This is a genomic window from Vibrio fluminensis (assembly GCF_015278125.1).
Classification (GTDB): domain Bacteria; phylum Pseudomonadota; class Gammaproteobacteria; order Enterobacterales; family Vibrionaceae; genus Vibrio; species Vibrio fluminensis.
On the sequence record NZ_JADILO010000009.1, the window covers coordinates 80,580 to 107,413 of the forward strand.

General features: G+C 43.8%; 25 protein-coding genes. 9 read left to right on the forward strand and 16 right to left on the reverse strand.

Features of this window, described 5'->3' with window-relative positions:
- Window positions 1–16: 16 nt before the first annotated feature.
- The 7 genes from IRQ95_RS08515 to IRQ95_RS08545 form a co-directional block, all read right to left on the reverse strand.
- Window positions 17–184 (reverse strand): hypothetical protein, encoded by a 168-nt coding sequence (locus IRQ95_RS08515; protein ID WP_194436542.1) that lies wholly within the window; start codon window positions 182–184, stop codon window positions 17–19.
- 129 nt (window positions 185–313) lie between these two features.
- A complete protein-coding gene (locus IRQ95_RS08520; protein WP_194436543.1) occupies window positions 314–1,867 on the reverse strand; it encodes a BatD family protein in 1,554 nt (517 codons plus the stop codon).
- 324 nt (window positions 1,868–2,191) lie between these two features.
- A complete protein-coding gene (locus IRQ95_RS08525; protein ID WP_348541591.1) occupies window positions 2,192–3,736 on the reverse strand; it encodes a VWA domain-containing protein in 1,545 nt (514 codons plus the stop codon).
- The gene (locus tag IRQ95_RS08530; protein WP_194436544.1) at window positions 3,729–4,697 is read right to left on the reverse strand and encodes a vWA domain-containing protein; all 969 of its coding nucleotides are present in this window, start codon (window positions 4,695–4,697) and stop codon (window positions 3,729–3,731) included. The genes IRQ95_RS08525 and IRQ95_RS08530 overlap by 8 nt, the downstream gene beginning before the upstream one ends.
- Entirely contained in the window at window positions 4,698–5,159 is a 462-nt protein-coding gene (locus IRQ95_RS08535; RefSeq protein WP_194436545.1) for a DUF4381 domain-containing protein, read from the reverse strand.
- Window positions 5,160–5,163: 4 nt separating this feature from the next.
- Window positions 5,164–6,081 carry a DUF58 domain-containing protein gene (locus tag IRQ95_RS08540; RefSeq protein WP_194436546.1) on the reverse strand — a complete coding sequence of 306 codons (918 nt, stop codon included), beginning with the start codon at window positions 6,079–6,081 and terminating at the stop codon, window positions 5,164–5,166.
- Complete coding sequence (locus tag IRQ95_RS08545) at window positions 6,081–7,037, reverse strand: AAA family ATPase (RefSeq protein WP_194436547.1); 957 nt, start codon at window positions 7,035–7,037, stop codon at window positions 6,081–6,083. Before IRQ95_RS08545 ends, IRQ95_RS08540 begins: the two co-directional genes overlap by 1 nt.
- Window positions 7,038–7,491: 454 nt before the next feature.
- Between IRQ95_RS08545 and IRQ95_RS08550 the strand changes: the two genes are divergently transcribed.
- On the forward strand, window positions 7,492–7,692 hold the full coding sequence (locus IRQ95_RS08550) for a restriction endonuclease subunit S (RefSeq protein ID WP_194436548.1): 201 nt from the start codon (window positions 7,492–7,494) through the stop codon (window positions 7,690–7,692).
- A gap of 293 nt (window positions 7,693–7,985) precedes the next feature.
- The gene (locus tag IRQ95_RS08555) at window positions 7,986–8,654 is read left to right on the forward strand and encodes a hypothetical protein (protein WP_489114236.1); all 669 of its coding nucleotides are present in this window, start codon (window positions 7,986–7,988) and stop codon (window positions 8,652–8,654) included.
- A 176-nt stretch (window positions 8,655–8,830) separates the two neighbouring features.
- On the opposite strand, the gene IRQ95_RS08560 is transcribed toward IRQ95_RS08555, so the two are convergent.
- On the reverse strand, window positions 8,831–9,208 hold the full coding sequence (locus IRQ95_RS08560; protein WP_194436550.1) for a hypothetical protein: 378 nt from the start codon (window positions 9,206–9,208) through the stop codon (window positions 8,831–8,833).
- Window positions 9,209–9,417: 209 nt separating this feature from the next.
- The gene (locus IRQ95_RS08565; protein WP_194436551.1) at window positions 9,418–9,780 is read right to left on the reverse strand and encodes a cystatin domain-containing protein; all 363 of its coding nucleotides are present in this window, start codon (window positions 9,778–9,780) and stop codon (window positions 9,418–9,420) included.
- A gap of 234 nt (window positions 9,781–10,014) precedes the next feature.
- Here IRQ95_RS08565 and IRQ95_RS08570 point away from each other — a divergent pair, with 234 nt between their 5' ends.
- The 4 genes from IRQ95_RS08570 (at window position 10,015) to opgC (ending at window position 13,874) form a co-directional block, all read left to right on the forward strand.
- Complete coding sequence (locus IRQ95_RS08570) at window positions 10,015–10,848, forward strand: DUF6279 family lipoprotein (RefSeq protein ID WP_194436552.1); 834 nt, start codon at window positions 10,015–10,017, stop codon at window positions 10,846–10,848.
- A 76-nt stretch (window positions 10,849–10,924) separates the two neighbouring features.
- The gene (locus IRQ95_RS08575) at window positions 10,925–11,665 is read left to right on the forward strand and encodes a sulfite exporter TauE/SafE family protein (RefSeq protein WP_194436553.1); all 741 of its coding nucleotides are present in this window, start codon (window positions 10,925–10,927) and stop codon (window positions 11,663–11,665) included.
- Window positions 11,666–11,852: 187 nt separating this feature from the next.
- Window positions 11,853–12,086 carry a hypothetical protein gene (locus IRQ95_RS08580; protein ID WP_194436659.1) on the forward strand — a complete coding sequence of 78 codons (234 nt, stop codon included), beginning with the start codon at window positions 11,853–11,855 and terminating at the stop codon, window positions 12,084–12,086.
- Between the two features lie 240 nt (window positions 12,087–12,326).
- Window positions 12,327–13,874, forward strand: coding sequence for an OpgC domain-containing protein (gene opgC, locus IRQ95_RS08585; RefSeq protein WP_194436554.1), 1,548 nt, complete (start codon window positions 12,327–12,329; stop codon window positions 13,872–13,874).
- Window positions 13,875–13,986: 112 nt separating this feature from the next.
- Here opgC and IRQ95_RS08590 read toward each other — a convergent pair whose 3' ends face one another.
- The 3 genes from IRQ95_RS08590 to IRQ95_RS08600 form a co-directional block, all read right to left on the reverse strand.
- Window positions 13,987–15,360, reverse strand: coding sequence for a helix-turn-helix domain-containing protein (locus IRQ95_RS08590; RefSeq protein WP_194436555.1), 1,374 nt, complete (start codon window positions 15,358–15,360; stop codon window positions 13,987–13,989).
- A gap of 201 nt (window positions 15,361–15,561) precedes the next feature.
- The gene (locus IRQ95_RS08595) at window positions 15,562–16,965 is read right to left on the reverse strand and encodes a PTS fructose transporter subunit IIBC (protein ID WP_194436556.1); all 1,404 of its coding nucleotides are present in this window, start codon (window positions 16,963–16,965) and stop codon (window positions 15,562–15,564) included.
- 12 nt (window positions 16,966–16,977) lie between these two features.
- Complete coding sequence (locus tag IRQ95_RS08600) at window positions 16,978–17,418, reverse strand: PTS sugar transporter subunit IIA (protein WP_194436557.1); 441 nt, start codon at window positions 17,416–17,418, stop codon at window positions 16,978–16,980.
- Between the two features lie 322 nt (window positions 17,419–17,740).
- On the opposite strand from IRQ95_RS08600, the gene IRQ95_RS08605 reads away from it, so the two are divergent.
- A complete protein-coding gene (locus IRQ95_RS08605; protein WP_228481352.1) occupies window positions 17,741–18,703 on the forward strand; it encodes a transposase in 963 nt (320 codons plus the stop codon).
- A gap of 318 nt (window positions 18,704–19,021) precedes the next feature.
- On the opposite strand, the gene manA is transcribed toward IRQ95_RS08605, so the two are convergent.
- Entirely contained in the window at window positions 19,022–20,221 is a 1,200-nt protein-coding gene (gene manA, locus IRQ95_RS08610; RefSeq protein ID WP_431358050.1) for a mannose-6-phosphate isomerase, class I, read from the reverse strand.
- A 77-nt stretch (window positions 20,222–20,298) separates the two neighbouring features.
- Window positions 20,299–22,203, reverse strand: coding sequence for a PTS fructose transporter subunit IIABC (locus IRQ95_RS08615; protein WP_194436559.1), 1,905 nt, complete (start codon window positions 22,201–22,203; stop codon window positions 20,299–20,301).
- Between the two features lie 373 nt (window positions 22,204–22,576).
- Here IRQ95_RS08615 and IRQ95_RS08620 point away from each other — a divergent pair, with 373 nt between their 5' ends.
- Window positions 22,577–23,416, forward strand: a complete 840-nt coding sequence (locus IRQ95_RS08620) for an AraC family transcriptional regulator (RefSeq protein WP_194436560.1) — start codon at window positions 22,577–22,579, stop codon at window positions 23,414–23,416.
- Between the two features lie 41 nt (window positions 23,417–23,457).
- Here IRQ95_RS08620 and IRQ95_RS08625 read toward each other — a convergent pair whose 3' ends face one another.
- Together IRQ95_RS08625 and IRQ95_RS08630 are read right to left on the reverse strand one after the other, a co-directional pair.
- Complete coding sequence (locus IRQ95_RS08625; protein WP_194436561.1) at window positions 23,458–24,234, reverse strand: PTS sugar transporter subunit IIA; 777 nt, start codon at window positions 24,232–24,234, stop codon at window positions 23,458–23,460.
- 9 nt (window positions 24,235–24,243) lie between these two features.
- Window positions 24,244–24,543 carry a PTS fructose transporter subunit IIB gene (locus tag IRQ95_RS08630; RefSeq protein WP_075649987.1) on the reverse strand — a complete coding sequence of 100 codons (300 nt, stop codon included), beginning with the start codon at window positions 24,541–24,543 and terminating at the stop codon, window positions 24,244–24,246.
- A 202-nt stretch (window positions 24,544–24,745) separates the two neighbouring features.
- Between IRQ95_RS08630 and IRQ95_RS08635 the strand changes: the two genes are divergently transcribed.
- Complete coding sequence (locus tag IRQ95_RS08635) at window positions 24,746–26,617, forward strand: PTS fructose transporter subunit IIBC (RefSeq protein ID WP_194436562.1); 1,872 nt, start codon at window positions 24,746–24,748, stop codon at window positions 26,615–26,617.
- Window positions 26,618–26,834: the final 217 nt, after the last annotated feature.

The following is a 26,834-nucleotide window of genomic DNA, read 5'->3' on the forward strand; positions in this document are numbered from 1 at the left end:
AGTTTGAACTGCTGTTTTAAGGATAAATAGAGAAAATATCACTGATAGTAAAACCGTATTGTTTCAGTACTTCAATGGCATCTTTTCTACTTTCCGCTGATACTTTCATCTCAGCGATCTTCTCACCATCAAAGTAGAGTATTCGATAATAGTTATCTAATTGCTCTTTTTTAATTGCTGACATGCTACTCCTGATAATGTTGCCGCTAGTGACAATCCTCTCAATTATAGAAGGATAATTTCATAAGCGGCAAAGCTTCGCTGATTATAAATTAATATGCAAAAAATATTCCCGTTACAGTGTGCTGTATGATTAAAGCTTAGTCAGGTTGTTGCTATTTTGATTATTGGCACGTTGTTTGTAGAGCTTTTTGATCAAGTCAACCAGCTTACGATTATTCCATTTATCGGGATGAGCACTGTACTGTTTAGTCGCCATCATGCTTAACTCCGCTAAGATCTGTTGCTCAATTTGGTCATTTTTGCCTTTTTGAGTAGTTAACCAGTGTTTGACAGCGTATTGAATCTGTACCGTATCATTTGATTCAACCGTCGAAATGACCTGCTTAAACTCGTTAGCATGATTTTCCGTGGTTGTGTTTATCGCTGTGTTTTTGTTTCGCGAGTTAACATGCCAGAGCAACGTTATCAGCCATAACAGGGCAAAGAGTATGGTCAGGTAGGGCCAAAATCCACTCTGTGTTACCAATTGTTGAGTCGTGTTGATTGGAGCGCTTATCTCAGGGTTTGCTGTAATCGCGGCAGCCTCAATATTGAGCTCGACTCCGTCAACTTGGGTCTGTTTCGCCACATCGTTTTGTGTATCAAACCATGGTATTGATATTGGCGGAAGGACGGCTTTACCTGCATGTTGAGCAATTAGAACCTGTCGAATAGTCATTTGTGTTTGACCGTTATCTAAGGTTTTAAACTGTGGTTTTTCAGAATAGTGACGCACTGCATCGGGATATATCAATGAGATATCGGGAAAGTTTTCCGCTTCAATCCCTTGAATCGTTAATGTAAGTTGACGAGTTATGGAATCCCCAAGCTTGAGCTCTAATGGTTGCTTGATTAGGCTAACAGGGTTGCCCTGATCATCGAGCCATTGTTGAGAGAGGGTGAGTTTTGATGTTGGTAACCAGACGAGATCAGAATCGGCAGGCTTCGCTTTAACGTCGATTGCCAATTGCTCAGGTGCGATTTTTACTGGTAGCAGTTTCGTTGTACCACTGCGATTGTTGCCAAAGACGAATGTGGCTTCAAATCCAAGGCTATTTAAAATATGAGAACCATTTTGAGTGGCAATAACTTTAAAGGTTTGATCGACTACCGTTGCTTCCACGCCATTAATAATGGTTTGGTATTGGTTGGGCTCTCCTTCTTGCTCAACTGTAAAGCTTTCCCCTGCTGGTGGCGAAATTTTAACGTCTTGCAGGCGTCGCGGATCGGACTTAATAATTAAGCGAGTTTTTAGCTGAGTTGCCTCATTGGGATATAGGGATTTCTTATCCAACTGAGCTTGGATTGTGACGAGCTCGCTTGGTTTTGGCAAATCTTTATCTTGAGATACTTTAATGACTATTGGTTGCGAGCTTGCTCCATCAATGCTGAATGATGGAATACTAATGGTTCCTAATTGTTTTGCTTTTAACGCAATAGTCCACTCACTGCGGCTGCTACGTTTACCATTTACATAGTTTAGTGAGCTACCGAAACTCGGTTGACCCAAGAAGAATTGATTTTGCAGTACTGAAAAATCAATTCTGTCTGAATCAATTTTGTCATCATAGGTTAGGCGAAGCTGAAATACTTCCGCTTTCGTGACTTGGTTGCTGGAGACTGTCGCCGTTAAAGTGTTAGCCATAGCGCTAGTCAAACTAACGAAAAACAACACAGTCACGAGCAGAGTGCGAGTTAATATTCTTACCATTGCTTGTTCGACTCTTTAGGTGGATTCTTTTGTTTCGCTTGCAGCAATAACTGCGCTCTAAGTAATTGGCTTGGATCTCGCGCCAATTCGACTTGTTCAAGTTTCTTAAATTCCGGATCTTGGTTGGCAGCTTTTGAACTAGCACCCGCCAAGGCTTGTGACGGCTGTGCTTGTTTTGATTCTTTCGCGTCTTTAGCTTGACGTTTTGTTGCTTGGTTTTGAGCGGTTTGTTCTTGACCTTGGGTAGCTTGTTGCGTTTTAGTCTCCTGCTGAGACTGCTGAGACTGCTGAGACTGCTGAGACTGCTGAGACTGCTGAGACTGCTGAGACTGCTGAGACTGCTGAGACTGCTGAGACTGCTGAGACTGCTGAGACTGCTGAGACTGCTGAGACTGCTCTGCTGTTTTGCTCAGTTTGAGAATCTTGTTGCTGTTGCTGTTGCTGTTGCTGTTGCTGTTGCTGTTGCTGTTGCTGTTCAGCGCGCTTAACTATTTCTAAGTTCTCTTTAGCATTTTGGTAGTTTGGGCTTTGTTTAAGTACTTGGTTATAAAGTGCTTTGGCTTGTGTGAAATTGCCTAACTGTGCATGAGCATTAGCTAAATTGTATTGGCTATCAATGTCACTAAATTGACTCAGCGAATCAACGGCTGCGTTGAAATCACCTGCTTGATACTGAGCTATACCTTTCCAACGTGAGTCTTCAAAGGTACTTGCCGCCGTTGAAAAATCTCGATTTTCATACAATTGATAGCCTTGCTGATCATTATTGATAAATGGATTGGCGTAACTAGGCTTTGACATTCCGAGACTGCCAATCATGATCATCATCGACAGCAGCACGCCACGTCGAAACAACAGCAACGTAGGCAGCAATAGTAGGGTTACTAACCAATAGCCGCTATTCACACGATCATTAATTGTCTCTTTCGAAGCGTTTGTATTGGTTGTTGAAACCTGCTCAGTTAGGCTCGCAATGGCCGAAATATCACTGTTATTCGCTTGTAAAGGAGCAAAAATACCACCGGTTTCGTTACTTAAACTGCGCATATTTTCGAACTCAGTTTTTGCCACCACTGTCGCGCCGTTAGGCGCTTTTAACATAGCCCCATTGGGTAACTGGATAGGGGCTCCTGTTTGAGTGCCAACCGCCAGTATGCTAAGACGCCAGTCACCAGAAGAGACAATTGACTCAATTTGATTTTTCTCATCGGTATCAATTTCATCGCTAATTAGCACAATATCACCCTTGGCAAAACCGGCATCAGTGATGGTTTTAATTGCCAGTTCTACTGCCGCCGCTGCGTTGGCACCTTGATAAGGCATAATTGCTGGTGAAAGATTCGGAATTAGATTGATCAGGGTATTGCTGTCGCTAGTCAATGGACTAGCTGAGTACGCATCGGCGGAGTAAACCACCAATCCAGTCTGACCGTCAGGCCAAAGTTTGAGTAAGTCCATCGCTTTATATCGAGCTTGGGTTAAACGGTTTGGCTTAATATCATTGGCGTACATAGACAGCGACATATCCATAACTAGAACGCGCGCTGACGAATTGGTAAAGCTTGGACGCTCCGATTTAGAAAAACTTGGGCCAGCCAACGCAATGACAGCCACTGTGCTGGATAGAAAAAATACTCTTATTAACCATTGGCTTTTACTGCGAGCCTGTCGATTTAATGCCTGGTTAAGGTGCGTAGCAATTAGATTTTTGCTGTGGTGACGTTTTAGCAGCCAAACAGTGAGTATCCATAATGGCAATAATGCCCATAGCCAGGATGGAAATAGGAATACGAACTCAGACATAGTTTCTTCTCACGACAAACAATATTAAAGCGAAGGCTAATGCTGCGGCTAACGGATAACGGAACCACTCTTGTTGTGGACGCCAGGTCTGTGTGGCTTGGCTTACTGGCTCTAATTGGTTAATGGTTTGGTATATCTTAGCGAGATCATCACTATTTCTTGCCCGGAAATATTGTCCACCAGTGATTTCAGCAGCCTTACTTAATGTTGCTTCATCAAGATCTATCGCGGTATTCACTTTTCTAGAAAAGAAAAACTGTTTTACTTCCATCTCACCAGCACCAACGCCTACTGTGTAAATCGTCGCATTATATTTCTTGGCGATTTCAGCAGCTTCAATTGGATCTAGTACACCGGCGGTGTTACTGCCATCGCTTAGTAACACAATGACACGCTGCGGTGCATCACTGTCAACGAAAGTTTTCGTTGCAAGCCCGATCCCTTCACCGATTGCCGTTTTCGCACCAATCAGGTTAAGAACAGCTTGTTGGATTTGCTCACTAACTGCAGTCCGGTCAAAGGTGAGTGGCGTTTGTAAGTATGCGTGATCTGCGAAATAGACTAAACCTATCCGATCGCCTTGTCGCTGCTTAATAAAGTCGGCTAGCACGTTTTTGACGGCACTTAAACGGTCAATGTAACCACCTTGATAGAGCATATCAGACTGTTCCATAGAGCCTGATAGATCGACGACGAGCATTAAATCACGATGCTCTGGATGATGAACTACCGGCTCTCCATACCAAACAGGGCGCGCACCAGCACAAATGAGGCATAGCCATATTAACACCGCTAATACTTTAATATGGTAATTTTGCGTTGCGGTAGCTCCGCCACTCCTTGGTAGATAGGGCAGATAAATTGGCGCATCAGATTTTGCTGGTGGCAGCAGAAAGTAGACCGCCAAAGGTAAGGGCAGTAGCAGAAATAGTGGCCACCATACAAATTCTAAACTTGCCAATTATGCACTCCTTTTTTTCGGTGGTAATGCTTCGTCCACCCATTGGTAGCAGTGTTGCACTAATTCATCACCGTTTTCGATAATCTGTTTACTGTATAGAGCGCTTTGCCAACGCTCAGCGTTTGCTGCAAAGATTGGTGTGGAAACTTGAGAGTCCAAAAAGGTATACCAATCGTTCCCCGTTAGTTGGGCAATTTGCTCTCTTGGGTAATAACAGAGAGCGGCTTGGCGCACGAGCTCTAAAGCGGCGGCTGGTTGCTCTCTTTGAATGAGCAAGAGTGCGGTTTTTTTGGGCGCGAGGCGTTTCTTTCGCCAGCGTAGAAAGACGATCAATGCTATGATTATTAAGAAGCAAGCCCCTAGAGCGGCCCACCAACCCCAAGTAAGAGGAAACCAACTAGGAGCCTCCGGGAGTGCCATGTCATTTAGAGGTAGTAGAGAATCGTTATTAGAACTGGTCATACACTTATCCAGATATTTGATTTAGCAGCAGTTGGTCACTACTCAAGGTACAAAAACTAATCCCTGTTTTGTGTGCCAGTGCTTTTAAGCCTTGTTGTTTATTGTTATACGCCGACGCAAGTTGTTGGCGTGACTGTTTTGATGAGAAATCTAGCCACTGAGTTCGATATCCATCTGATACTTTTTCACTTCCGCGATATGAAGTAGAGCCATATTCGAGAGGATCTGATATATGGACGAAGCGCACGCTATTGTGTTGTCTTAATTGGCTCAGTGAATCTTGCTCATCATCTTGTAGGCGAACAAAGTCACTGATGAAAACAATTTCTCCTCCTTTTGGTGCTAGTCTATGCAAAACTTGCAGCGCAGGTTTAAAGCTATGGGTTGGTTTTGTACGAGGTAGGTTCATTGCGTTACCGTGTAACTCTACCAGTTTTTGTAAAATCGCTAATGGCCCACGGGTGCGACTTATTGGTTTGATTTCAAATAGTTCAAATCCAGTATCAATGAGCGCGCCAACTCTGTCTTGCTGCGATACTGTAAGCCAAGCCACAATACTGGCCATATGAGCCATAAGAACAGATTTGAGCATCAATTTAGAGCCAAAAACCATGCTAGGACTTAGATCTAAGTAGAGGACTACTGGCTTTTCTCGCTCTTCACTAAACAGTTTAGTATGGGGCTTGCCTGTGCGTGCAGTCACACGCCAGTCAATCGCTCGAATATCATCACCTGCTTGATATTGACGTGATTCGCTAAAGTCCATTCCCCGCCCTAATTGACGACTTTGATGATGTCCCAGCAGTTGTGACCAGATCCCTCGCGCGGGTGGTAACCACTTAATACTTTGGCTGCGATAATAAAGCAGCTCATCCAGGTTCAAATTTACGCCATCCGAATAGGGCGAGAATAGGTTGTCCATTATGCGCTACCAACCAGAGAGAGCAATTTATCAACCACTTTGTTAGGAGCAATTCCTTCAGCTTGAGCATGGTAGGTAAGCAATAGACGATGACGCAGTACCGGATAAATCATGGCTTGGACATCTTCAGGTGCAACGAAATCTCTGCCGCTTAGCCAAGCATGTGCGCGGGCACAGCGATCGAGCGCGATTGTCGCGCGTGGACTGACACCTATTTCGATCCAATCAGCGAGTGTTTGATCGTAGGTTTCAGGTTGGCGAGTCGCCATAATTAGGCGAATAATATATTGCTCAATGCCTTCTGCCATATGAATGTTGAGTACTTCTTGGCGAGCTTGGAATACGGTATTTTGTGTTAGCTTTGGCGGTGTCTGCGCGGTTTGACCTTTCGCTTCGCCTCGGTTTAAGCGCAAAATTGCCAGTTCATGCTCCGCATCAGGGTAATCCACATTGAGATGGAGCAGGAAGCGGTCAAGTTGAGCTTCTGGTAGTGGATAAGTACCTTCTTGCTCGATAGGGTTTTGAGTCGCCATGACTAAAAATAGATCAGGCAATTGATAGGTTTTTCGTCCCGCGGTGATCTGTTTTTCTGCCATGGCTTCAAGCATTGCTGCTTGAACTTTTGCTGGCGCACGGTTGATTTCATCCGCCAGAATTAAGGAGTTGAAAATTGGACCCGCTTGGAATTTAAACTCGCCAGTTTCCGGACGGAAAATATCGGTACCGGTCAGATCGGCTGGAAGCAAGTCTGGGGTAAATTGAATTCGATGGAAATCGCCTTCAATGCAATCAGCAAGAGATTTAACCGCTCGAGTTTTTGCTAGTCCCGGAGGACCTTCAACCAAAATGTGTCCATCGGCAAGAAGGGCAACCAATAATTGTTTTACCAAATCGCGCTGACCGACGACTTGGCTTTCTAGGTACTCTTGTAGCTGACTAAATGCAGTTGATGTCATGAGTGATTCCTGTCTCCTAGCTTATCTCGATGGTGAGTTTTCTGGTGTAGCTACTGTTACTATTTAGCCTTAATCAAGCGTAATGCCACTTAAGTAGTTGAGCTGCTAATCTGCTTAGAAATTCTGGATAAATTGATACCATAATCAGGAGCTTAAGCAATAGTAAATCAGATTATTCTCTGCGTTTTTCGATAAATTTACTTAAAGCGAACCTTACTATTTAGTGTTTGTGTAAAAAAACGCCATACGATTTCGTTTGTTACGCTTGTTATTGGTAGCTGAGTAAAGTTTTGAAAAAACAATCGCTACATTAGTGAGTCTGGTCAGTAAATCATAGTGTTATGTCATCAATTATAGTTTGCTACTTTGATGTGCTACAGCGCACTAACTCTAGAATATCGCCCCTGAAATGAGTAAACTGAGCGAAGTTTGTTTTTATAGGTAAGTGAAAGTCATGAGTGATTTTGAAAAAGAACTAGAAGCGATGACTCAGCAAGTTGCTGATGAGCCGGAAGTGGCGTTGCCATCAATTGATGAGCAAAAAGCCATTGCTGCTGAGCTTAAGCGTCTAGAAGAAGCGGGTGAGTTAACCCCTGAAGTATTAGAGCAGTACTTCGGTAAGTTTTACAGCAAGACAGACACGCCAATTCATTAATTTATCTGCGATGTTGTTTGAAAGCGCTGCTATCTGCCGCGCTTTTTGTTTATCTGCGATAGTTAAAAACCACTCTGAGTTGGGCTATCAGCTGCAAGTTATCATTTATGTGATGACATTTTTTCTTACATTTAATAAAAATGAAATTTATCGCTTAGCAAAGTGGTGTTTTTATAGACATCTATATAAAGCTCAATATGATTGTCGAAGTTAACTAAAGGCTCTGTTTTATAAAATTTACAGTCCTTAAGTTTATAAGTCGAAAAATCCAATTTATATAGCGGTCTAGATGCATGTTTAATTTAATAAAGAGCTTTTTTTTCGCACCAAAGTGGGCTCTAGCGGTGTTTTACGCTCCTTGCGTTCTAATTCTTTTTATAGCTTTGTTAGTGAGTGAAAAGTTTGGGTTTCCAATTTCGCTGTTAACTAAAGATCCTCTTTCTTTTACAACGTTGCACCCACTAACAGGCGCTATTTCCAATATCGGCATTCTATTGTGGGCATTCTCTTTTGCTATTGGGTGTTTCAGTTTTGCGCTATTGAAAGCCCTTGGCAGTAAGAGAGAGGTCATCGGTTTTATTCTTTACGGCGTAATGATTAGCGCGATCTTTATGTTTGATGACTTGTTCATGGTGCATGAATGGTTAGTACCAAAATTGTTTGGGCTCGATGAGAAAGTGGTGATGGCTTTATATGCGTTTATACTCTGTTGCTATGTTGCTATTTATCGAAAAAGAATATTGAGTCACGATATTACGTTTTTATTTGTTTTCTTTGGTGGTTTAGGTACCTCAGTATTGATTGATGCGGTTCCCGATACTTACTTCTCTCATCATTATATATTGGAAGATGGGGCTAAATTTGTTGGGATTGTCAGTTGGTTAGCCTATCAGTTTACTCAATGTTTGTTTGAATTGAGGAGTGCAATACATGCCAAAGAAGATCTGCTATCCAATGGCTAACAATTGGATAGCACACAATAAATTTTCAACGTTATTAATATATACTTTTAAAATTACCTTGTTGTTTTATCAATTAATATTTGCCAATAGAGTTTATACCCAAGCAAACGGTTTTTCTTGAGATTGCTTGGGTATTGAAACGGCTAACACAAACACGTTTATGTGTGGTTATCTTCCTAAGGACACAAAACACCTTCGTGTGGAATTCCACTGACTAAGTAGTCGCCGCGTGGATTATGGTGGATTTTGCCGTGCCAAACCTCTCCGTTCTTCAACTCGACCTCGAATGCAAAGTAGCGACCATCCATATTGAGCGTGCGAATTTGTAGTACTTGCTTAACGGGTGAATCAGCCTCGATATTTTGAGTAAATCGGTTAAACGCTTGATGCACATCTGCGGTTAATTTGGCTTCTTTCCAAGTTGAATACTTCTTATCTGTGCTGCAGTCGCTCATTTTCGTCTTTGTAGTATCAGCGGTCTCATTTTCGTGATTGGCTGCGTAGCCATGAATAGCAAAAAGTGTCAGACCAACTGCCAATAAAATTTTATTCATAGATGCTTCCCTCGCGAGCGATAAATTAGGCAAAAATTACGTTTTGCATAGATTTAATGTGAGCGCTACTGTGACTGTTGTCAAAAAATGCCCTGAAATATCTTTAATCTATCGGTATGGGAATGAATAGGAAATGAGAAGGGATTGGAGCGCTTAGTGGTAAATGAGTTTAAGACTAAGCGCATATGTATTCTTTCTATGGCGAAAGACTATGGGCAAAGTTTGCCTTGTTGAGCAACGCTATCAATTAGATAGTCACCACGAATGTTGCGGTAAACTACGCCATGCCAGTACTGACCATTTTCCAGTTTTACTTCAATAGCGTAATTGATGCCGTTCACGACTTGAGTACGAACGTGAGTGACTTCTTCAAGAGGTGAAGCATTGTTCATGCGATCCATCAATGTGTTGATGGCTTGCTGCACTTCCGGGGTAATCTCAGCATCTTGCCAACCACCTGGCATATTTGCCGTTTGGCACATAGGTGATACTGGTTTTTCCGGTTCTGCGTGGTAGCTACAGCCACTCAGTGCCGCAAGAGCAAGCGCGCTAATGATAAAGGTACGACTCATGTGTTCTCCTTACTTGAGTTGACTGCTCAAGTGATTTTTTGTTTTGTTGTCAATGTGAGCTCAGTTGCGTTTATTGTCAAAGTTATTTTATCGGTGTACGTCATATCAGCGTTAAAATTCACACGATGGCAGTTAGATTGATGACGTGTGGATTGAATGTATTAGACTTTAGCTAACTGTACTAACCGCGTAGGAAGCACGTACAACAGGTGTTGGACAAGAATAGGGAAAGTTATGAGGCGCTGGTTGCTATTATTGCTGTGTTCGGTGGGATTAGTTGGATGCGGCACTAAATTGGTTTACGACAATTTAGATTGGTTTGCGATCCAATACGTCGAGGATTTTGTTGATCTCGACAACAGTCAGCAAGCGCTGCTTAGACAGTCAATTCAAACAGCGACACCATGGCATCGCTCGCAAGAAATACCGATTTACATTAATCATCTTGATGAGCTGCTTAAGATCAATCCTTCTCAGTTAACGGTTGCCGATTTAGTCGAGCAACAAGAAACTTTTCGTCAGCACTCGCTGCGCTTAGCAGACCATTTTTTGCCTACGATTACCCGAATTATCTCTGAATTGAGTGATGAACAAGTAGAACAATTAATGGATGAAATCCGAGTCCGACATGTTAAGTACAAGCAAAAATACCAATCTAATTCGGAGCAAGAGTTGCGTAACCTCTACCGCCAGCGTGTGGAAGAAAACTTGCAGAATTGGTTAGGGGAGTTGACCCAAGAGCAGCAGGTAATTGTCGAAGCGTGGTCTCAACAGTGGTTGGTGACGACTCCGTTGTGGGTTGAGTATCAAACCCAGATTAGAGTTGAGCTGAGTAAAATGTTTGCTGAGCGTCGTAATTCTGAACAACTCAAAGCTCTAATGCGTGAGCTTATTTTTCGTCCTCAACAGTATTATACGCCTCAGTTAGCTAAGCTAATTGATTTAAACACCCAAACGGGTCAGAGATACTTTGTGCAAATTATAAATCTAATGACGCCAAAACAAATCCGTAACGTTAAAAGTGAATTAGAAGATTGGCGCGAGATAGCTATGGATTTAACGCTTTAAGTTTGGCTAAAGTTGAATATCGCCCAAAAATCATTTCGATACAATAGGGCAAGACAAACGGAGTAACGAGGTATACATGGATTGGTGGGTGTTGGTTGTCGCAGGTGTGTTTGGTGGAGTTTTGAATAGTGTCGCTGGTGGCGGCAGCTTTATTACTTTTCCTGCACTGATGTTTGTTGGTATTCCTCCAATTATGGCTAACGCGACCAATACTTTTGCCGTTAGTGCTGGTTATGTCAGTGGCGCTTATGGTTTTCGCCATGATATTGCGAAGCAACCAGAAGTTGTTTTACCGATTATTTTGTTGAGCTTGCTTGGCGGTGCCCTAGGCGCCATTCTCCTGCTTAATATATCCGACCAACTGTTTGCACAAGCTATTCCTTGGCTTCTTCTATTTGCTACTTTCTTGTTTGTTGCCGGTGATAAGCTCAGTCAGCATCTTGCTCAGTACCACGGTGCTCGTATCCTATTGGCGCTTATGTTGGTGCTCGTGAGCGCATACGGTGGATTTTTTAATGCTGGGTTAGGTATTGTGGTACTTAGCTATCTTGTCATTGCTAATTACACGGACATCAATCAAATGAATGGCCTAAAATTGCTTGTTTCTAGTTGCGTATCCCTTAGCGCGGTGGCGGTATTTTTCTGGCAGGGCGTGATAGAGTGGTTGCCAGGTTTGGCCGTTCTCGTCGGTAGTGTGATTGGTGGTTACATCGCAGCACGCGCTTCGCGTCAAATTAATCCTAGCTACGTGCGTAATTTTGTCACTCTATCGAGTGTTGGGATGACGTTGTACTTTTTTGTTGATGTCTATGCATAGGCTTGAATCTTGTACCTCATCGAAGATTAAAATTTTGTTATCGTATTTTGTTCTAATTGAGATCTTAGGAAGGTTTCTTGAATAAAAAACGAGCGATAATGGTTACGTTCACAAGTCATTGCACCAGGTGAACCACAAACCAAACTGATTAAGTTTTGTTCGTGCTTTTTCGTGTTAAGGAGGAGTTATGAATAAAAAGCTAGGTCAAGTGATGACAAGTAGCCGTATGGTTACTTTCCTTGCGTTTCTTACTGCGTTATTCGCGTGGTTCCTAAATATGCATGCTTTGTTCACGTTTACTATTCTTGCGTTAATTTGTGCTGCCTATATCTATATCAAAGATAAAGTGGTGAACTATGTTCATGCACATTCACTCAGTCACGCCCATGCCGGAAAAATCACAATCTATGTTGATGAATAGTCGTTTATCTGCGTTCATCCTATATTGAAAAGCACTTCAAGGAGAAATCTTTGTGGTGCTTTTTTATTAAATAGAGTTTGCCAACCCACTCGCATTTCCATTCGCCCTATGGCTATAGGTTGAACTAGATCAACATCTAAGCACATTTGGTCAGAGTCGCCGTTAAAAAATCTTTCACAATGCAAAGCATACAAATTGAACTGTTTACTGCTTTACCGCGTTTATATAAGGATTTTGACAATGAAGCGTATACCCGCACTAGACACGATTCGTGGTCTACTGCTCGTCATAATGACCATCAACCACTTATTCTGGATAAGTGGAGGTAATTCAATTATTCAGATGTTTAGCTTGCAACCTCTTGGACAATTTGGTGCGGCTGAAGGATTTATACTGGTTTCTGGTTTTTTAGCCGGAGCGATATACAGTCGACCACATTTGAGCAATGCCGAGCTACGCTCAAAAGCTTGGATCCGTGCTTGGAGTATTTACAAATACCATATTGCCTGCCTGCTGATTGTGTTTGTTTGGTTTGCTATCTGTGTAACCTATATGCCGACGTCGGCTGAAATGCTTGAATTAAACTTAACCAGCTTAGTTGAGGCACCTTGGTCATCGGTGTTGTTGAGTGCCGCGTTGGTCAATAAGCCGAACTATCTTGAGATCTTACCGCTCTATATTATGTATATGTTGCTGTTGCCGATTTTAATTGCGGCGTATCGACGCGGTTGGATGGTAATGGTTTTGCTGACCAGTGTGGTTGTGTGGGCTATGAGTAGGCACATCACCGATGCATTTATTATCCATTTATTGCCCGATGTAGCACTCCAAACAGGATACTTTGATCCCTTTGCTTGGCAGCTTCTGTTTATTGGTGCCTCCGCTGTGGGTTATACAGCCAATCAAGGTAACTTTAATTGGCACTCAAAGTTGCTGACTGTGGCGGCAGGTGTCACAGCTGGGGTAATTTTGTTCATGCATCATGGTTTTTTCCTTCAATGGGCGATTCATCAAGGGGTTTTATATGGCATGGCTGACAAACCAGAGTTGGGTTGGCTGCGTTTGCTCAATATCACCGCTTGGGCGTATATCATCGCCGTGGTAATTAAGCATCGTCCCAATTGGTTTGTGTTTAAGCCTTTGTCTTACATCGGCCGTCATTCACTGCAAGTGTTTGCGTGGCATACCGTAATGATTTATCTAATGGCGCCAATGTTGTGGGCGCAGCGATTTAATGCTCATTACGAATGGCTGGTGCTCATTTGCTTAGCTTCAATCTGGATTCCCGCTTGGATACGTGAACATTCCGGTGGTTTATCGCAACTTAAACGTTGGAGTATAGGGGCGGGGAGTGCGATGACGGTTGGTCTGATGTTGTCTGTGGTATTTCGATTCGAACCTGCGCCACAAGTTGTTGCGAACACTGATGGTCTTGCTCCATTGACAATTAAAGTCGCGAATATCAAAGGAGATGGTCCAATAATTTTGTTGGTATATGGAGAAGGGGACAATCTTAATGGGATGCCGAGTATTCACGCGCAAGGTTACTCAGTTTCTCAAGCGACAGCAGGAATTAGAATCGAGGCAATTCCAGTAGGGAAATACGCAATATTTGCCTATCAGGATAACGATGGGAATCAACGTCTAACGTCTGGCTCAAATGGTATGCCGACTGAAGGGTTTGGATATTCGAATAATCCAGCGCTACAAGGCCCTCCGAGTATGGATCAAGTTCAGTTTAGTCATCCTGATAAGGCACACCAAACAATTCAGCTTTGGAACTTTTGATTATAACCGATCGATATAACTCCCTCGACCGTATTTGGACACGTTTCTGATCACTCACTTAACCTTGTTGGCAAAATTTGGCTCTGTCGTGATAGCGCGGCAGAGTCAAATACTACCCAGACCAAACGGCCCTCTGCCTAGAGGTCGCTCTTTTTTCGACCGGAGTAAACAAATCAAATTCGATATATCGCTTATTGATGGTGTGTATTCTTATCAACTCAGGTGCCGCGCGATATTGAAACTGATGGTGTTGAGAAAGGCGTAAATAGAGTTGTTCAATCTGGTTTTCAAGTTGGTGAATGTCTTCACCTTGCCACTGGGTTGATAGGTAAAGCCCTTGTAGATTTGTCTTGGTCTGCTCGCTTGATTCGTTGAGTTTTAGTGCGCCCGTTACCCCTAACGAGTAGTGGTATTGATTACTGTTGTTTTGGCAAGGCGAGTCAAAGAGAACCTCAAGTGGTGATTTGGAGGGTGAAGCCAGTGTTAACTGTTCTACTAGCGTTGTTAGTCGCCTTGTTCCCGCGCGTTTAGAGGCTGGGATTGACGCATGAGAAGCCGCGAGAAATGACGTGTTTAATTTCACTACATGGCATGCCTCAAACAGTGACCAGATAGGGTCACTGTTGACTTGAGCAATGGGTTCTACCTGACAACGATGATGCAGTTCGCCAGTCAACGTGTTGAAGCACCAGAATGCAGGTAAACCACTAAAGTAGCATTTGTTTTCGTTGAAAATTCGATAATAAAGCGGATGAAAAATGGTCGGGATATAACTTGGATTAGGCAGCGTTACTTCAGCAAACAGAGCTGTTGGCACAATTATTTCGAGCAGTTCAGGTGGTATTTCATGGTCATCATTAAATGGAAATGCAATAGACATAGGGAAGGTGCTGCTTGCTTCTTGGTTATGTTCGCGAAACTCGACGACCTGCGCTTGGTCAAAATTAAGCGAAGCGCTATATGGGCGTTGCATCAGGTTCTCATAGGCCTTAGAGATGGCGAACGTGACCTCTTCAATGTTTCTTTCGCAGCTATCGACGGTGAATACATAGCACCCCCAACGATGACTCGGGTGTGTATTGAACGCAATGGGAAGAGATTGACAGTGGTGGAGCTTTTCGAGCTTCTCGGCGTCTATGCGTTCAAAGTTGACTCTTCTTGCCCAGGTTTGTTGACCGAGAAGGCGTGATGGCGTGGTTGAGGTGTACTGACGAAATGCACGAGCAAATGCTTCCTGAGATTCAAAGCCAAATTCGATTGCTACATCTAAGATACGCAGTTCTCCCTCCGCTAAACGCGCCGCAGCGAGACTTAATTTGCGCGTGCGTTGGTAATAGGAGATAGAGAACCCTGTCGTTGCGTTGAACTGATGTTGAATATAAGAACGGCTATAACCACACTGTTTTGCCAGATCATCAATGCTGATTTTTCGTCGCAAGTTTTCTTCAATTAAATCAATTATTGTCAATATAAGTGATTGATTCATAAAAAGCTTGTTCAGTGACTGTTAGTTAGAAATTTATGAGTTTCTCGGGCCTATGTAAAAACTTACCAGCCTTTAATGGTTGAGTTTTTCGAGTGAACACGCAGTTTGATGTGATGGCTTTGAAATAAAAAAACCGATACGCTGGGTATCGGTTTTGTATAGGGGAACTCTAACTTAGTTTTGGTGACAAAGCAGAGTAATTTAAGACTGAATTAAGGTTGCTGCTTGTTTCATTGCTTCTTTCGTTGAACACTCAATCACTTTAGAGTTAGCGAAGCGGTGTGCATCTTTAACTTGAATGTCGTGAGCAAGGATAACTAGCTTAGCGTTTGCTACGTCTAGGTCAGTGATGCGGTTTTGGATGCCATTTTGACCTTGAGTCTCAACTTTAATCTTTATACCTGCTGCTGCACCGGCTTTTTCTAGCGCTTTCGCTGCCATGAAAGTATGTGCTACGCCTGATGGGCAACAAGTTACTGCTACTACGTCGTACTCGCCTTCGCCTGCTACAGGCGCTGCTGCCGCTGCTTGAACTGGTGCTGCTACTTGAGTCTCTTCTTCAGCTTGCTCTTCTGCTACTGGCTTCCAGAAACCAACGATTAGTGCGGTCGTTAGAGAGCCTAGTGCGATACCGACTACGTACATTGGGATGTTGCTTGAAACAGGTGCTGTGATTAAACCGCCCCATGGTGCGTGCAATAGGATGTCAGTTAGGAAACCGAACACACATCCTACAATACCACCCGCTACGATTGAAGGAAGAACGCGCATTGGGTCGTTTGCTGCGAATGGGATAGCACCTTCAGAGATACCGATTGAACCCATGATTGCTGCAGCTTTACCTGCTTCTTGTTCTTCTTTAGTGAATTTTTTCTTGAATAGGAAAGTCGCTAGAGCCATACCTAGAGGAGGCGTACAGATTGCGATACCAACACCACCCATTAGCCATGGTTGAGTATCAACTTGAGTTTGAGCAAATAGCGTTGCTACTTTGTTGATTGGACCACCCATATCGAATGCTGTCATACCACCTAGGATAGTACCTAGAACCACTTTAGATGCGCCAGCCATTGAAGCTAGGAACTCGTTCATTGAAGTCATGAACAGTTTGATTGGCTCACCGATACCCCATAGAACGATACCCGCAGAAACTAGTGTACCAATAAGAGGGTAAATGAAGTATGCGCCTAATGCCGTCATGTTCGGTGATAGTGGGATTTTCTTAAGTTGGAAAACCACGCCACCCGCGATGAAACCCGCTACGATACAGCCTAGGAAACCGCCGCCCATATCAGCCATGATGCCTGAAGAGATCATTGCTGGAGCAAGTGCAGGTTTGTCAGCGATTGAGTAACCGATGAAACCACCTAGGATGATTGGGAATAGAACTAGACCTTTAATACCGATGTTTGAAATATCCGCCAAGATGCCAGTTGCTGGAACCGCACCTTTACCTGACGCCATTACCGCAAGAGCCAGTAGAACACCACCCGCAACGATAAAAGGTAACATGTGAGAGGTACCAAAAAGTAGGTGCCCTTTTAATGTGCTGAGTGTCTTTTTAAAATCAGTATTGCTGGTATTTTGAGCTGTTAGGGTACTCATAAATAATCCACCTTAAGAATTGATTAAAATATTCAAAATTTCGTTTTGATCTTTCGCGTTATTAATATCTTGGATGAATTCATCACTGAATTTTCCAAATAGTTCTTGTAGTACATAAATATGATGATCGGCACCATTGTCTGGTGATGCAATCATAAAGAATACGCTTGGTTTGATGCCATCTTCGTCACCGTACTCGATACCTTCACGTTTAACACCAACAGCAATTGCAGGTTCGATAACTGCTTTGCTCTTTGCGTGTGGGTAAGCAATACCCTCAGTAGAAGTGACGCTAACTGCTTCACGTGTTTCGATATCAGCAAGGAATGCTTCTTTGCTATTAATGCGGTTATTTTCAAATAATGCTTGAGCCAGTTCTTCAAAAACTTCTTTTTTATTGTTTGCTTGAAGTTGGTGTTTAATTAAATTGACGTTTGTTAGTGTAGTAATCATTTTTTAACTCTGGGTGTTCATGCTATGAGCTAAAATTAAATCAATTGCTTATTCAGCGAAATAGCAAAAAAAATCCAATCACTATACTTTTGTATCAAGCAAATCTGAGTGTGATAACCGTCATTATTTTTTCTACAAGGACACACACCCTAACGATGTGTGAATCTTCTCGAAGCTGTCTTCTTTCTATAAAAGGACACACACCGTAAAGTAAACAAAGTATGAATTGCTGTTAACACCGCAATAGTTTTGGGGATCTATTCTTGTCGCTTTGACTGGTAGTTTTTAGCCTATGAATACTAATCTTGAATTGGATACCAGCATGACGACGGCTCGAAAACAGCAAGTATCGGTGGAAGCGACGCCTTATTATCATTGTGTATCGCGGTGCGTTAGACGAAGTTATCTATGCGGAGTCGACCCTGTTACAGAACAAAGCTACGAGCACCGCAGAGAGTGGATTAAGCAGAAAATCTACGCGCTTTCTCATGTCTACTGCATTGATATTTGCGCTTACGCGATAATGAGTAACCACTATCATTTAGTTGTACACATTAACCGAGATAAAGCGCTCTGTTTATCCAATAGGGCGGTGGTCGAGCGATGGCAGCAAGAGCATAAGCTGCCACATCTCGTTGAGCGTTGGCTATCTGGTCAATTAAAAAGTGAGGCTGAAATCGATGCATGCTTATTGATTATCGACTCGTGGCGAACTCGGCTATGGAGTCTCAGTTGGTTTATGAAAGAGCTGAATTTTGAAATTGCATGTAAAGCGAACCAGGAAGATGAGTGCCGTGGGCATTTCTGGGAGAGCCGATTTAAAAGTCAGGCATTGCTCGACGAAAAAGCTCTACTTGCTGCTATGGCGTATGTTGATCTAAATCCACTAAGAGCGGGTATCGCGAATAAGCCAGAGACTTCAGATTTTACTTCAATTCAAGCCCGGTTGGATTCATTGAAAAATCGACAAGAAACAGCGCCTTGCCTCCATCCTTTTATCGGGAATCGTGATGATGCAGAGCTTGATGGTATTCTGTTTAGACTGTTAGATTATATTGAGCTTGTAGATTGGACAGCTCGGCAATACCGCGAAGGCAAATTTACGTTAAGCTCTCAAGTTCCACCCATATTGCAGCGGCTTGGTCTAAACCCACAAAATTGGGCAAAAGCGTGTACTGAACTGGAAAGACATCGCGCTATGGTCGTAGGTAGACTAGAGCATCGAGAACTAGTCAGGCGGACATTGAGTAAAACTCGGGTACATTTATTTCGTTTGGATGGGTAAGTTAGTCGATTCGTCTTTTAAACCATTTTCTGTTACTCCAAATCTATGCTAAATGGCATCGGCATAGTGCAAAACTTACATTAGCCCTTCAGTTTTTTTCATTGTGATCTTAATCGGTTCCGATTGTTCAAGTCATTTAATATTAGCAGTAGTTCAGTGTAATTATGAACGCGATAGTATTTCTATTTTATGACGTCTGTCCTGATTTGATATGAGGTTAGATATGCTCTGGTTAGATATGCCAATAGGGTATGAGCTTGAGGTGTGTGTCCTTACAAAAAAGCCCTGCTTGTGCAGGGCTTCGGAAGCGAGCCAGGATTAGCAATAAGCGCGTGCGACGCGACCTTGGCTCTCTAAGGTGTAGTGCTGTGCGTAGGCTGGAATAAACACAGATTGACCTTTCTCAATTACGCAACGTTGACCATTGTTGTGAGTTAGGGTCATTGTTCCATCTAGAGGCAGAAGGATTTCAGCGCTGTCGATCTCGATTGTACGCGCTGTAGAGCTTGGAATAATCGCGAACTTGAAGTCTTCAACTGGGATAGGGTACTCCAGCACTTCGTCGTTTACGTTTGGCTCTAATAGCAATGTATCAAAAGGTTTCTCTTCAAAGATAGTACAAGCGACTAGCTCTTCAATATCCATGTATTTTGGCGTTAGACCAGCACGTAGTACGTTGTCTGAGTTCGCCATAATTTCAAGGCCTGTCCCTTTAATGTATGCGTGTGGCGTTTCCGCATCTAGGAACATTGCTTGACCAGGCTCAAGCGTGATGATGTTTAGTGTTAGCGGTACAAACAGACCGATATCACCAGGGTATTGTGTCTCTAATTCAACAATCAGTGCCATTAATGGGTCTTGAGAGTTGTTGGCATAAGCAAGTAATGCTGCCAGCGCTCTGTCTTTCTCTTCGCCTTGCAAAGAAAGCAAGCCAGAGAAGAAGTCACTTAGACCTTGCGCTGTTTGGTTTGCTACTAGACCTGCAAGCAGAGTAGCGAGCTCTGGAATATCTAAACGAGTAAAGTTCGCAATGATCTCTTCAGTAGAGCGGAAGCCATTCATCGCTTGGTAAGAGGTCAGGGCATAAACCAATTCAGGCTTGTGGTTTGGATCTTTGTAGTTACGGTTAGCGGCAGAAAGATCAATACCCTGTTGCTCTTCGCGAGCAAAACCAGCTTCTGCTTGCTGTTTATTTGGGTGCACTTGAATTGAAAGTGCTTTTTCAGCCGCTAGAATCTTAAACAGGTAAGGCAGTTCACCAAAACGCTTAGCAACTTTTTCGCTTAAGAAAGCGTTCATATCGCTGCCAATCAGCTCAGAAAGTTTGGTGGTTGTACCCAGGCTTTCAACCATAGAACAGCCGTTAGGGTGCGCGCCCATCCAAACTTCAGCTTGTGGCTCGCCGTTTGGATTTTCAATACCAAACAATTGGTTTACCGAGGTAGTGCTACCCCATGCGTAGTTTTGGATGACGTTAGTCATCGGGAAGAATACAGAGTGTAGGGAATCAGACATCATTGTCACCATAAATATGCAAGCTTAAAATGCAACAAGGCCCAAGCAAACTTGCTTAGGCCTAGAGAGTTTATAGCGAGTTATGCAGTAGCTGCAATTTGTTTCGCCTTACGGATTTTCTTAAGTGTTACACAGGTCAGTGCTGTTACTACTGCGCCTGATGCCATACACACTAGAGCAAGGATTGGAAGGTTCATTGCACCTAGAAGAGCAACCACTGGACCACCGTGCGCTACGCTGTTGGTGATGCCGAATGAGAATGCCATTACTGCGGCAACCATTGAACCAAGTACGTTAGCAGGAATCACTGACATTGGGTCTTGCGCTGCAAATGGGATAGCACCTTCTGAGATGCCAACTAAACCCATCGCACCGGATGCTTTACCTGCTTCGATTTCAGAGGCTTCGAATAGCTCAAGTTTACGACCAAGTACTGTTGCTAGCGCCATACCGAGCGGTGCAACAGGGATAGCACACGCCATTGCGCCCATGAACTGTGTTTGACCGCTTGCAATCATACCTACAGAGAATAGGAACGCTACTTTGTTGAATGGACCACCCATATCAAAGCCAGCCATGCCACCTAGAACAATACCTAGAAGAACAACGTTACCCGTGCTCATGCTAGTTAGCATTGCAGTTAGACCATCCATCAAGCTTGCGATTGGCGCGCCAATAACGAAGATGAATAGACCAGCGATAAATAGCGAACCTGTGATCGGCGCGATCATGATAGGTACAAGCGGTTGGATGAACTTGTGGTAGTTGATTGAAGTAATAAACTTCACGAAGTAACCAACAAGTAGACCAGCAATAATAGCACCGATAAAGCCAGTACCGGCTTCTGCACCGTAGAATGAACCGTTGTTTGCAATCCAACCACCGATTAGACCCGGTGCTAGAGCAGGGCGATCAGCAATTGCGTAAGCAATGTAACCCGCTAGAATTGGGATCATCAGTGTAAAGGCAACCACACCTACGTTTAGGATTTGGTTCCACATGCTGCCATCTGGAATTGCCATACCCGCTTCGGTTGGTTTACCACCAATAGCCAATGCAAGTGCGATCAATAGACCACCGGTTACTACGAATGGGATCATGTGCGATACACCATTCATTAGGTAGCGGTATAGGTCAGAGCGAGTTTGTGACGCTTTCTCTGCGGTTGTCGCTTTGCTTGCTGAAGCCGATGCTTGGTAAGCTGGTGCACTCAGCGCTTGGTTAATAAGACCTTTTGCATCGCGGATTGGCGCTTTAACGTTGGTTTCAACTAAGCGTTTACCAGCAAAGCGCGCCATGTCGACTTGTTTGTCACAAGCCACGATGATAGCGTCTGCACGAGCAATTTCTTCGTCAGTCGGGCTGTTTTTAACGCCAATTGAGCCGTTAGTTTCTACTTTGATTTCGTAACCTAGCTCAGCTGCACCTTTTTCTAACGCTTCTGCGGCAAGGTAAGTGTGCGCCACACCAGCAGGACAACCTGTTACACCGATAACAAAGCCTTTGCTTACGTCAGTTTGTACAGCCGCTTGTTCTTCAGGCTTTTCAAGTAGTAGTGCAAGTGCTTCTTGATTGTTCTGAGCAGCAAAGAAACGTTCAATGAAACCATCTTCAATCAGTTTTGAAGAGAGTTCTGCAAGCACTTCGATGTGGTGATTGTCGCCGCCATCTGGAGAGGCAATCATGAAAAATAGTTTTGATGGCAAGCCGTCTTCAGCGCCGTATTCAATACCCGTGCGGCTAACACCAATCACAACCGCGGGCTCAATAACCGCCGCACTTTTTGCGTGCGGTAATGCAACGCCTTCTTCAAAACCGGTGTTACCGAGCTCTTCGCGTGCTTTGATGTCAGCAAGAAATTGTTGTTTATCTGAAATACGACCTTGACCGTGTAACACGTCAATCAGTTCAAGGAATACTTCTTCTTTAGTGGTTGCTTGTAAATTAAGCGAAATCAAATCTTGATTAATAAGTCTTGTGATCATGTCACACCCCTATTTTTTATCGTTATCTATTGAGGCTATTTTGTGAGGTTTTATAAAAGATAGGTAGTGAAAAAAAAGTGCATCAACTGGATTTTTGTATCACTAAAATCAGAGTGTGAACTCGATCGTTAATTAAACTGTGATCTAGAAATATGTAACTAGTTGAGGCTGGGTGGAAAATACGCATATCGATGCTAGTTCAATAAATTCATGATGATGAGTTAAGTTAGGCATCGTAGAGCTGGAAAATAAAGGCTTTTGCTGTACTATTGTAACCACTGCTTGAAGTTGTGATTTGACGCTGTGGTGGTTTTGAAACTTAAGGTTTATACCTAGGTTTATAGCACCATAGGTGCATTTTGAGAGTGCCAAGATGATTTTCCATGACCTGATTTCAACCGTATTAAGTGAGCGCGAACCCTTTCATAATGTTTGGTTTGCTGGCGATTTTCACACCCCGCCAGAATGTAGCTATCAGGTGAATTTTCCACGTTTAGAGTTAGTGTTGGATGGCGAATACATCAATGAAATGGAAGATCACGAGAGAAAAGTGCAGAGAATAGTCGCGAAGCCCGGAGACGCGATTTTTATCCCACCAAACTGTTGGAATAAACCGAACTGGGACAGCGACTGTTCAGTATTGAGTATGCTATTTGGTCGCAGGCAGCTGGGGCTGAGCTTTGTCAGTAAACGCAAAGGCGAAGTCGGCTTTTATGATATTCAAAAGCACAGTATTCAAACTCGCTCTGGTTTTGCCATCGACAACATCCTTGAAGCATTGAGCTCTCTTGCGCGAGAAAGCAATAAAAAGCCAATGGACGAACTGTTGCTGCAAGCGTTGCTGCAGTACAGCAAAACGATGCTTGAGCAACCGGTCGAGCAATCACACAATCGCGTACAAGATCTTTATCAAGGGATCTGCATTTATATCCAAGAGAACTTTCATCGCCAAATTACGCGCGATAGTATCGCTGACCGTTTTAGTATTTCAGCGAACCATTTATCACGTTTGTTCCGCCAACAAGGACATATGACGTTAGCGGATTACATTACGTGGGTACGGGTCGATCGAGCTAAATTCATGCTTAAGAAATACAATTTTAAACTCAATGAAGTGGCTGTGCGTTGTGGATTTAAAGATGTGAACTATTTTTGTCGCGTATTTAAAAACAAAACTGGGCGTACCCCTTCAGAATACCGTGGCTCGATTTAGTCCATGCTCTAAAGTTTCGAAGGGTTATGCCACCAATAGTGTCAAGCCAGTAGGCGTGACATGGCGTACATTAGCAGTGCTTGTAAGTCGACACTTGAACGAGTCAATAACAAGCGTTCTGCCATTTGACCCGAAAGCAGGTTGCGCGTGAGGTTGGTGGCAGCAACAATTTGCTCACGAGAAGGGGCTTGTGGCATGACCAGAGCAATCGCAATATGCACTTCGCCCATTTGTGATGCCCAATCTATCGCCTGATCATTACTGATGACGGCAATCGAGATTTCGCGGACATCCGCAAACATCACGTGGGGGAGGGCAATTCCGGGTGTGACACACGTCGATGAGCGCTCTTCGCGTTTAACAAACGCTAAAATAAGTTCATCAGGGTGTTTGGGATAAATCAACTGCGCCAAACCTTTAAGACACTCGAATTTGGTGAGCTCGGTTTGCGCTTTGGCGTAGTGCCATTTTATCTCACATGGTGGGCTGATTTGCGGTAATCGCTCAGCAAGTTGGCTCGAGAACTGATAGTTAATATGCGCGCCGATTAAGCTAAAGTGCTCAGAGATAATATCTTTCAGTACAAAGCAGGCAAGCTCGGCATCAATACCGATGGCGGTAATTTGGCATAGATCACCTTGCTGCAAACCGGCACGCAACATCGCTGAAGGCTTGCATAGGTCAGCGCAGCGATCTTGAGTGATATTGATGATATGCAGTGACGATTTGAATTTTTTCGCTAAGCGATTGAGTGGCTGCGCGACGTAGGCGCTGCCACTTGGGCTATCGACCAGAAAGGTGATTTGATATTCGTTCATTAGGCTAGTTTAGCGGCAATGTACTTGAAAAACCTTGTCGACATTGAGCAGGACTTCCTCAATAGAGATATGTACCTTATTGGTGCCTTCAAAGCGCGCAGCTTGCTCGATATCAATATCAGAGACAATCAATACTTTGTCAGCATGGGCGATATCATGGGGGGTGAGTTGGTTTTCAATACCCATCGCGCCTTGAGTTTCAACTTTGATTTGAACATTAAATTTTGGTGCTGCTTTTACTAGCGCATCAGCAGCCATATATGTATGTGCAATGCCGGTAGGGCATGCTGTCACCGCTACAATTTTCATGGTAATTCTCGGCTTCTTATTTTTGCAGGATACTAGCACATCAGTAACAGAAAGCATTGATATAAGCCAAGTAAAGGTTAGACCTCTATCACAGTTTAAAAGCTGTGTTACATTACTCCAGTTAATGATTGATTCGTACTATATCGTGTCGCTATCGCTCTGGTTAATCTATCGGTGCGCATGAATGGTTAGGTAAGACAAAATGGATATCACCACGCTATTAGATACAAATACCATTTGCCTCGATCTTCAGGCGCAAACCAAAGAGGAAGTACTGGCTGAGTTGGTCGATATTCTCGACTGCACCGGCAGGCTCTCTGATAAAGACCAATTTTTACGTGATATTTGGAAGCGTGAGCAAATTGGTAATACAGGATTTGAAGATGGCATTGCGATTCCGCATGCCAAAAGTGATGCGGTGCTTAAGCCCGGCGTGGTGATTGGCATCAGTCGAGCTGGGATTGATTACGGCGCAGAAGATGGCGAGCTATCCGATGTGTTCTTTATGCTGGCATCACCTAATGGTGATGATCACCACCATATTGAAGTGCTGGCGCAGATCTCATCCAAGTTAATTGAAGATGATTTTGTCGCCAAGTTAAAGGCTGCTGAATCATCACAGCAAGCGTTAGAGCTGCTCACGGATATTGAAGCGAATCAGTCAGAGAGTAACGAAACTGTCAGTTTTGAAACCATTAGCGGGCCGCCAAGTGTTTGGAAGCAACAGTTAGCGCGTGGCAAAGAGCACTTGCTGTTTGGTACCTCCCATATGATACCGTTTATCGTTGCGGGTGGGGTATTGCTCTCTTTATCGGTGATGATGTCAGGGCACGGCGCATTGCCAACACAAGGCATCCTTGCGGATGTGGCGCAGATGGGTATCGCGGGCTTAACCCTGTTTACCGTTGTTCTTGGTGGTTACATTGCTTACTCGATTGCGGATAAGCCAGGTTTAGCGCCGGGGATGATTGGCTCTTGGATAGCAGTGAGTCATTACAATACCGGTTTTTTAGGCGCTATTATTGTCGGTTTTATTGCAGGCTATACCGTTGCGGCGTTAAAGAAAATTCAATTGCCTGACAGCATGGCATCGCTCAGTTCGATTTTTATTTACCCGCTAATCGGCACGTTTGTGACTTGCGGTGCGGTGATGTGGCTCATTGGAGCGCCGATCGCCAGTGCGATGGCTTCGCTCAATGATTGGCTCGCAGGGCTTGCGGGTTCAGGCAAGATGCTATTAGGTACGGTGCTTGGCGCGATGACGGCTTTTGATATGGGCGGACCGATCAATAAAGTGGCGACTTTGTTCGCGCAAACCCAAGTCAATACTCAGCCTTGGCTGATGGGCGGTGTCGGCATTGCAATTTGTACCCCGCCATTGGGTATGGCGTTAGCGACAGTATTAGCGCCAAAGAAATTTAAACGTGATGAACGCGAAGCCGGTAAGGCGGCGGGTATCATGGGTATGATTGGCATTAGTGAAGGTGCGATTCCGTTTGCCGCGGCTGACCCGGCGCGAGTACTGCCTGCGATTGTGGCGGGTGGTATTGTCGGTAACGTGGTCGGCTTTATGTTCCATGTACTTAACCACGCGCCCTGGGGCGGATGGATAGTACTGCCAGTGGTTGATGGCAAGCTGGGCTACATTGTTGGTACGTTAGCGGGCGCATTAACGACAGCAACGATAGCGATACTGCTAAAGAAAACCGTCTCTGAAGATGAGGAAAGTCTGGCTACAAGACAAGCTTATTCATCGGTGGAAGGTGAAGGTGTGGCTGATGTGTTGGCAGTAACATCATGTCCATCAGGCGTGGCACATACTTTCTTGGCGGCAAAGTCGCTTGAGAAAGCGGCGCATACCATGGGTATCAAGATAAAGGTGGAAACCCAAGGTGCCAATGGTATTAATAACCGCATAACCAGTACCGACATTAGAAATGCGCGTTGCGTGATCTTCGCTCATGATGTGGCAATTAAGGACCCTGAGCGGTTTAGCAATATCAAGATCATCGATGTGTGCACCAAAGATGCAATGATCAATGCAGCAGGATTATTACAATCTACGCGAAGATAGCGTGAACGCTATATTACAGTTCCCCCAAGTATATTTGTCTTTCCCCCAGACAATTATGCTCCTGCAAACCAACGTTGTTGGGCTTGAGCCAGTCGGCATTGTCGGCTGGCTTTTTAGCATCTAAATCCCAGTGAAATAACAAGATAATCTACTCCGTAGCGTTAACCAAGAATGAAAAATAACCAAGCTGAATGCTATTTGTACGAATTGATTCAAT

What these genes read in the sequence shown, in the direction of transcription:
- IRQ95_RS08515 (WP_194436542.1), bottom strand. Translation starts at nt 184, where the DNA reads ATGTCAGCAATTAAAAAAGAGCAATTAGATAACTATTATCGAATACTC.
- IRQ95_RS08520 (WP_194436543.1), bottom strand. Translation starts at nt 1,867, where the DNA reads ATGGCTAACACTTTAACGGCGACAGTCTCCAGCAACCAAGTCACGAAA.
- IRQ95_RS08525 (WP_348541591.1), bottom strand. Translation starts at nt 3,736, where the DNA reads ATGTCTGAGTTCGTATTCCTATTTCCATCCTGGCTATGGGCATTATTG.
- IRQ95_RS08535 (WP_194436545.1), bottom strand. Translation starts at nt 5,159, where the DNA reads ATGACCAGTTCTAATAACGATTCTCTACTACCTCTAAATGACATGGCA.
- IRQ95_RS08540 (WP_194436546.1), bottom strand. Translation starts at nt 6,081, where the DNA reads ATGGACAACCTATTCTCGCCCTATTCGGATGGCGTAAATTTGAACCTG.
- IRQ95_RS08545 (WP_194436547.1), bottom strand. Translation starts at nt 7,037, where the DNA reads ATGACATCAACTGCATTTAGTCAGCTACAAGAGTACCTAGAAAGCCAA.
- IRQ95_RS08550 (WP_194436548.1), top strand. Translation starts at nt 7,492, where the DNA reads ATGAGTGATTTTGAAAAAGAACTAGAAGCGATGACTCAGCAAGTTGCT.
- IRQ95_RS08555 (WP_489114236.1), top strand. Translation starts at nt 7,986, where the DNA reads ATGTTTAATTTAATAAAGAGCTTTTTTTTCGCACCAAAGTGGGCTCTA.
- IRQ95_RS08560 (WP_194436550.1), bottom strand. Translation starts at nt 9,208, where the DNA reads ATGAATAAAATTTTATTGGCAGTTGGTCTGACACTTTTTGCTATTCAT.
- IRQ95_RS08565 (WP_194436551.1), bottom strand. Translation starts at nt 9,780, where the DNA reads ATGAGTCGTACCTTTATCATTAGCGCGCTTGCTCTTGCGGCACTGAGT.
- IRQ95_RS08570 (WP_194436552.1), top strand. Translation starts at nt 10,015, where the DNA reads ATGAGGCGCTGGTTGCTATTATTGCTGTGTTCGGTGGGATTAGTTGGA.
- IRQ95_RS08575 (WP_194436553.1), top strand. Translation starts at nt 10,925, where the DNA reads ATGGATTGGTGGGTGTTGGTTGTCGCAGGTGTGTTTGGTGGAGTTTTG.
- IRQ95_RS08580 (WP_194436659.1), top strand. Translation starts at nt 11,853, where the DNA reads ATGAATAAAAAGCTAGGTCAAGTGATGACAAGTAGCCGTATGGTTACT.
- opgC (WP_194436554.1), top strand. Translation starts at nt 12,327, where the DNA reads ATGAAGCGTATACCCGCACTAGACACGATTCGTGGTCTACTGCTCGTC.
- IRQ95_RS08590 (WP_194436555.1), bottom strand. Translation starts at nt 15,360, where the DNA reads ATGAATCAATCACTTATATTGACAATAATTGATTTAATTGAAGAAAAC.
- IRQ95_RS08595 (WP_194436556.1), bottom strand. Translation starts at nt 16,965, where the DNA reads ATGAGTACCCTAACAGCTCAAAATACCAGCAATACTGATTTTAAAAAG.
- IRQ95_RS08600 (WP_194436557.1), bottom strand. Translation starts at nt 17,418, where the DNA reads ATGATTACTACACTAACAAACGTCAATTTAATTAAACACCAACTTCAA.
- IRQ95_RS08605 (WP_228481352.1), top strand. Translation starts at nt 17,741, where the DNA reads ATGACGACGGCTCGAAAACAGCAAGTATCGGTGGAAGCGACGCCTTAT.
- manA (WP_431358050.1), bottom strand. Translation starts at nt 20,221, where the DNA reads ATGATGTCTGATTCCCTACACTCTGTATTCTTCCCGATGACTAACGTC.
- IRQ95_RS08615 (WP_194436559.1), bottom strand. Translation starts at nt 22,203, where the DNA reads ATGATCACAAGACTTATTAATCAAGATTTGATTTCGCTTAATTTACAA.
- IRQ95_RS08620 (WP_194436560.1), top strand. Translation starts at nt 22,577, where the DNA reads ATGATTTTCCATGACCTGATTTCAACCGTATTAAGTGAGCGCGAACCC.
- IRQ95_RS08625 (WP_194436561.1), bottom strand. Translation starts at nt 24,234, where the DNA reads ATGAACGAATATCAAATCACCTTTCTGGTCGATAGCCCAAGTGGCAGC.
- IRQ95_RS08630 (WP_075649987.1), bottom strand. Translation starts at nt 24,543, where the DNA reads ATGAAAATTGTAGCGGTGACAGCATGCCCTACCGGCATTGCACATACA.
- IRQ95_RS08635 (WP_194436562.1), top strand. Translation starts at nt 24,746, where the DNA reads ATGGATATCACCACGCTATTAGATACAAATACCATTTGCCTCGATCTT.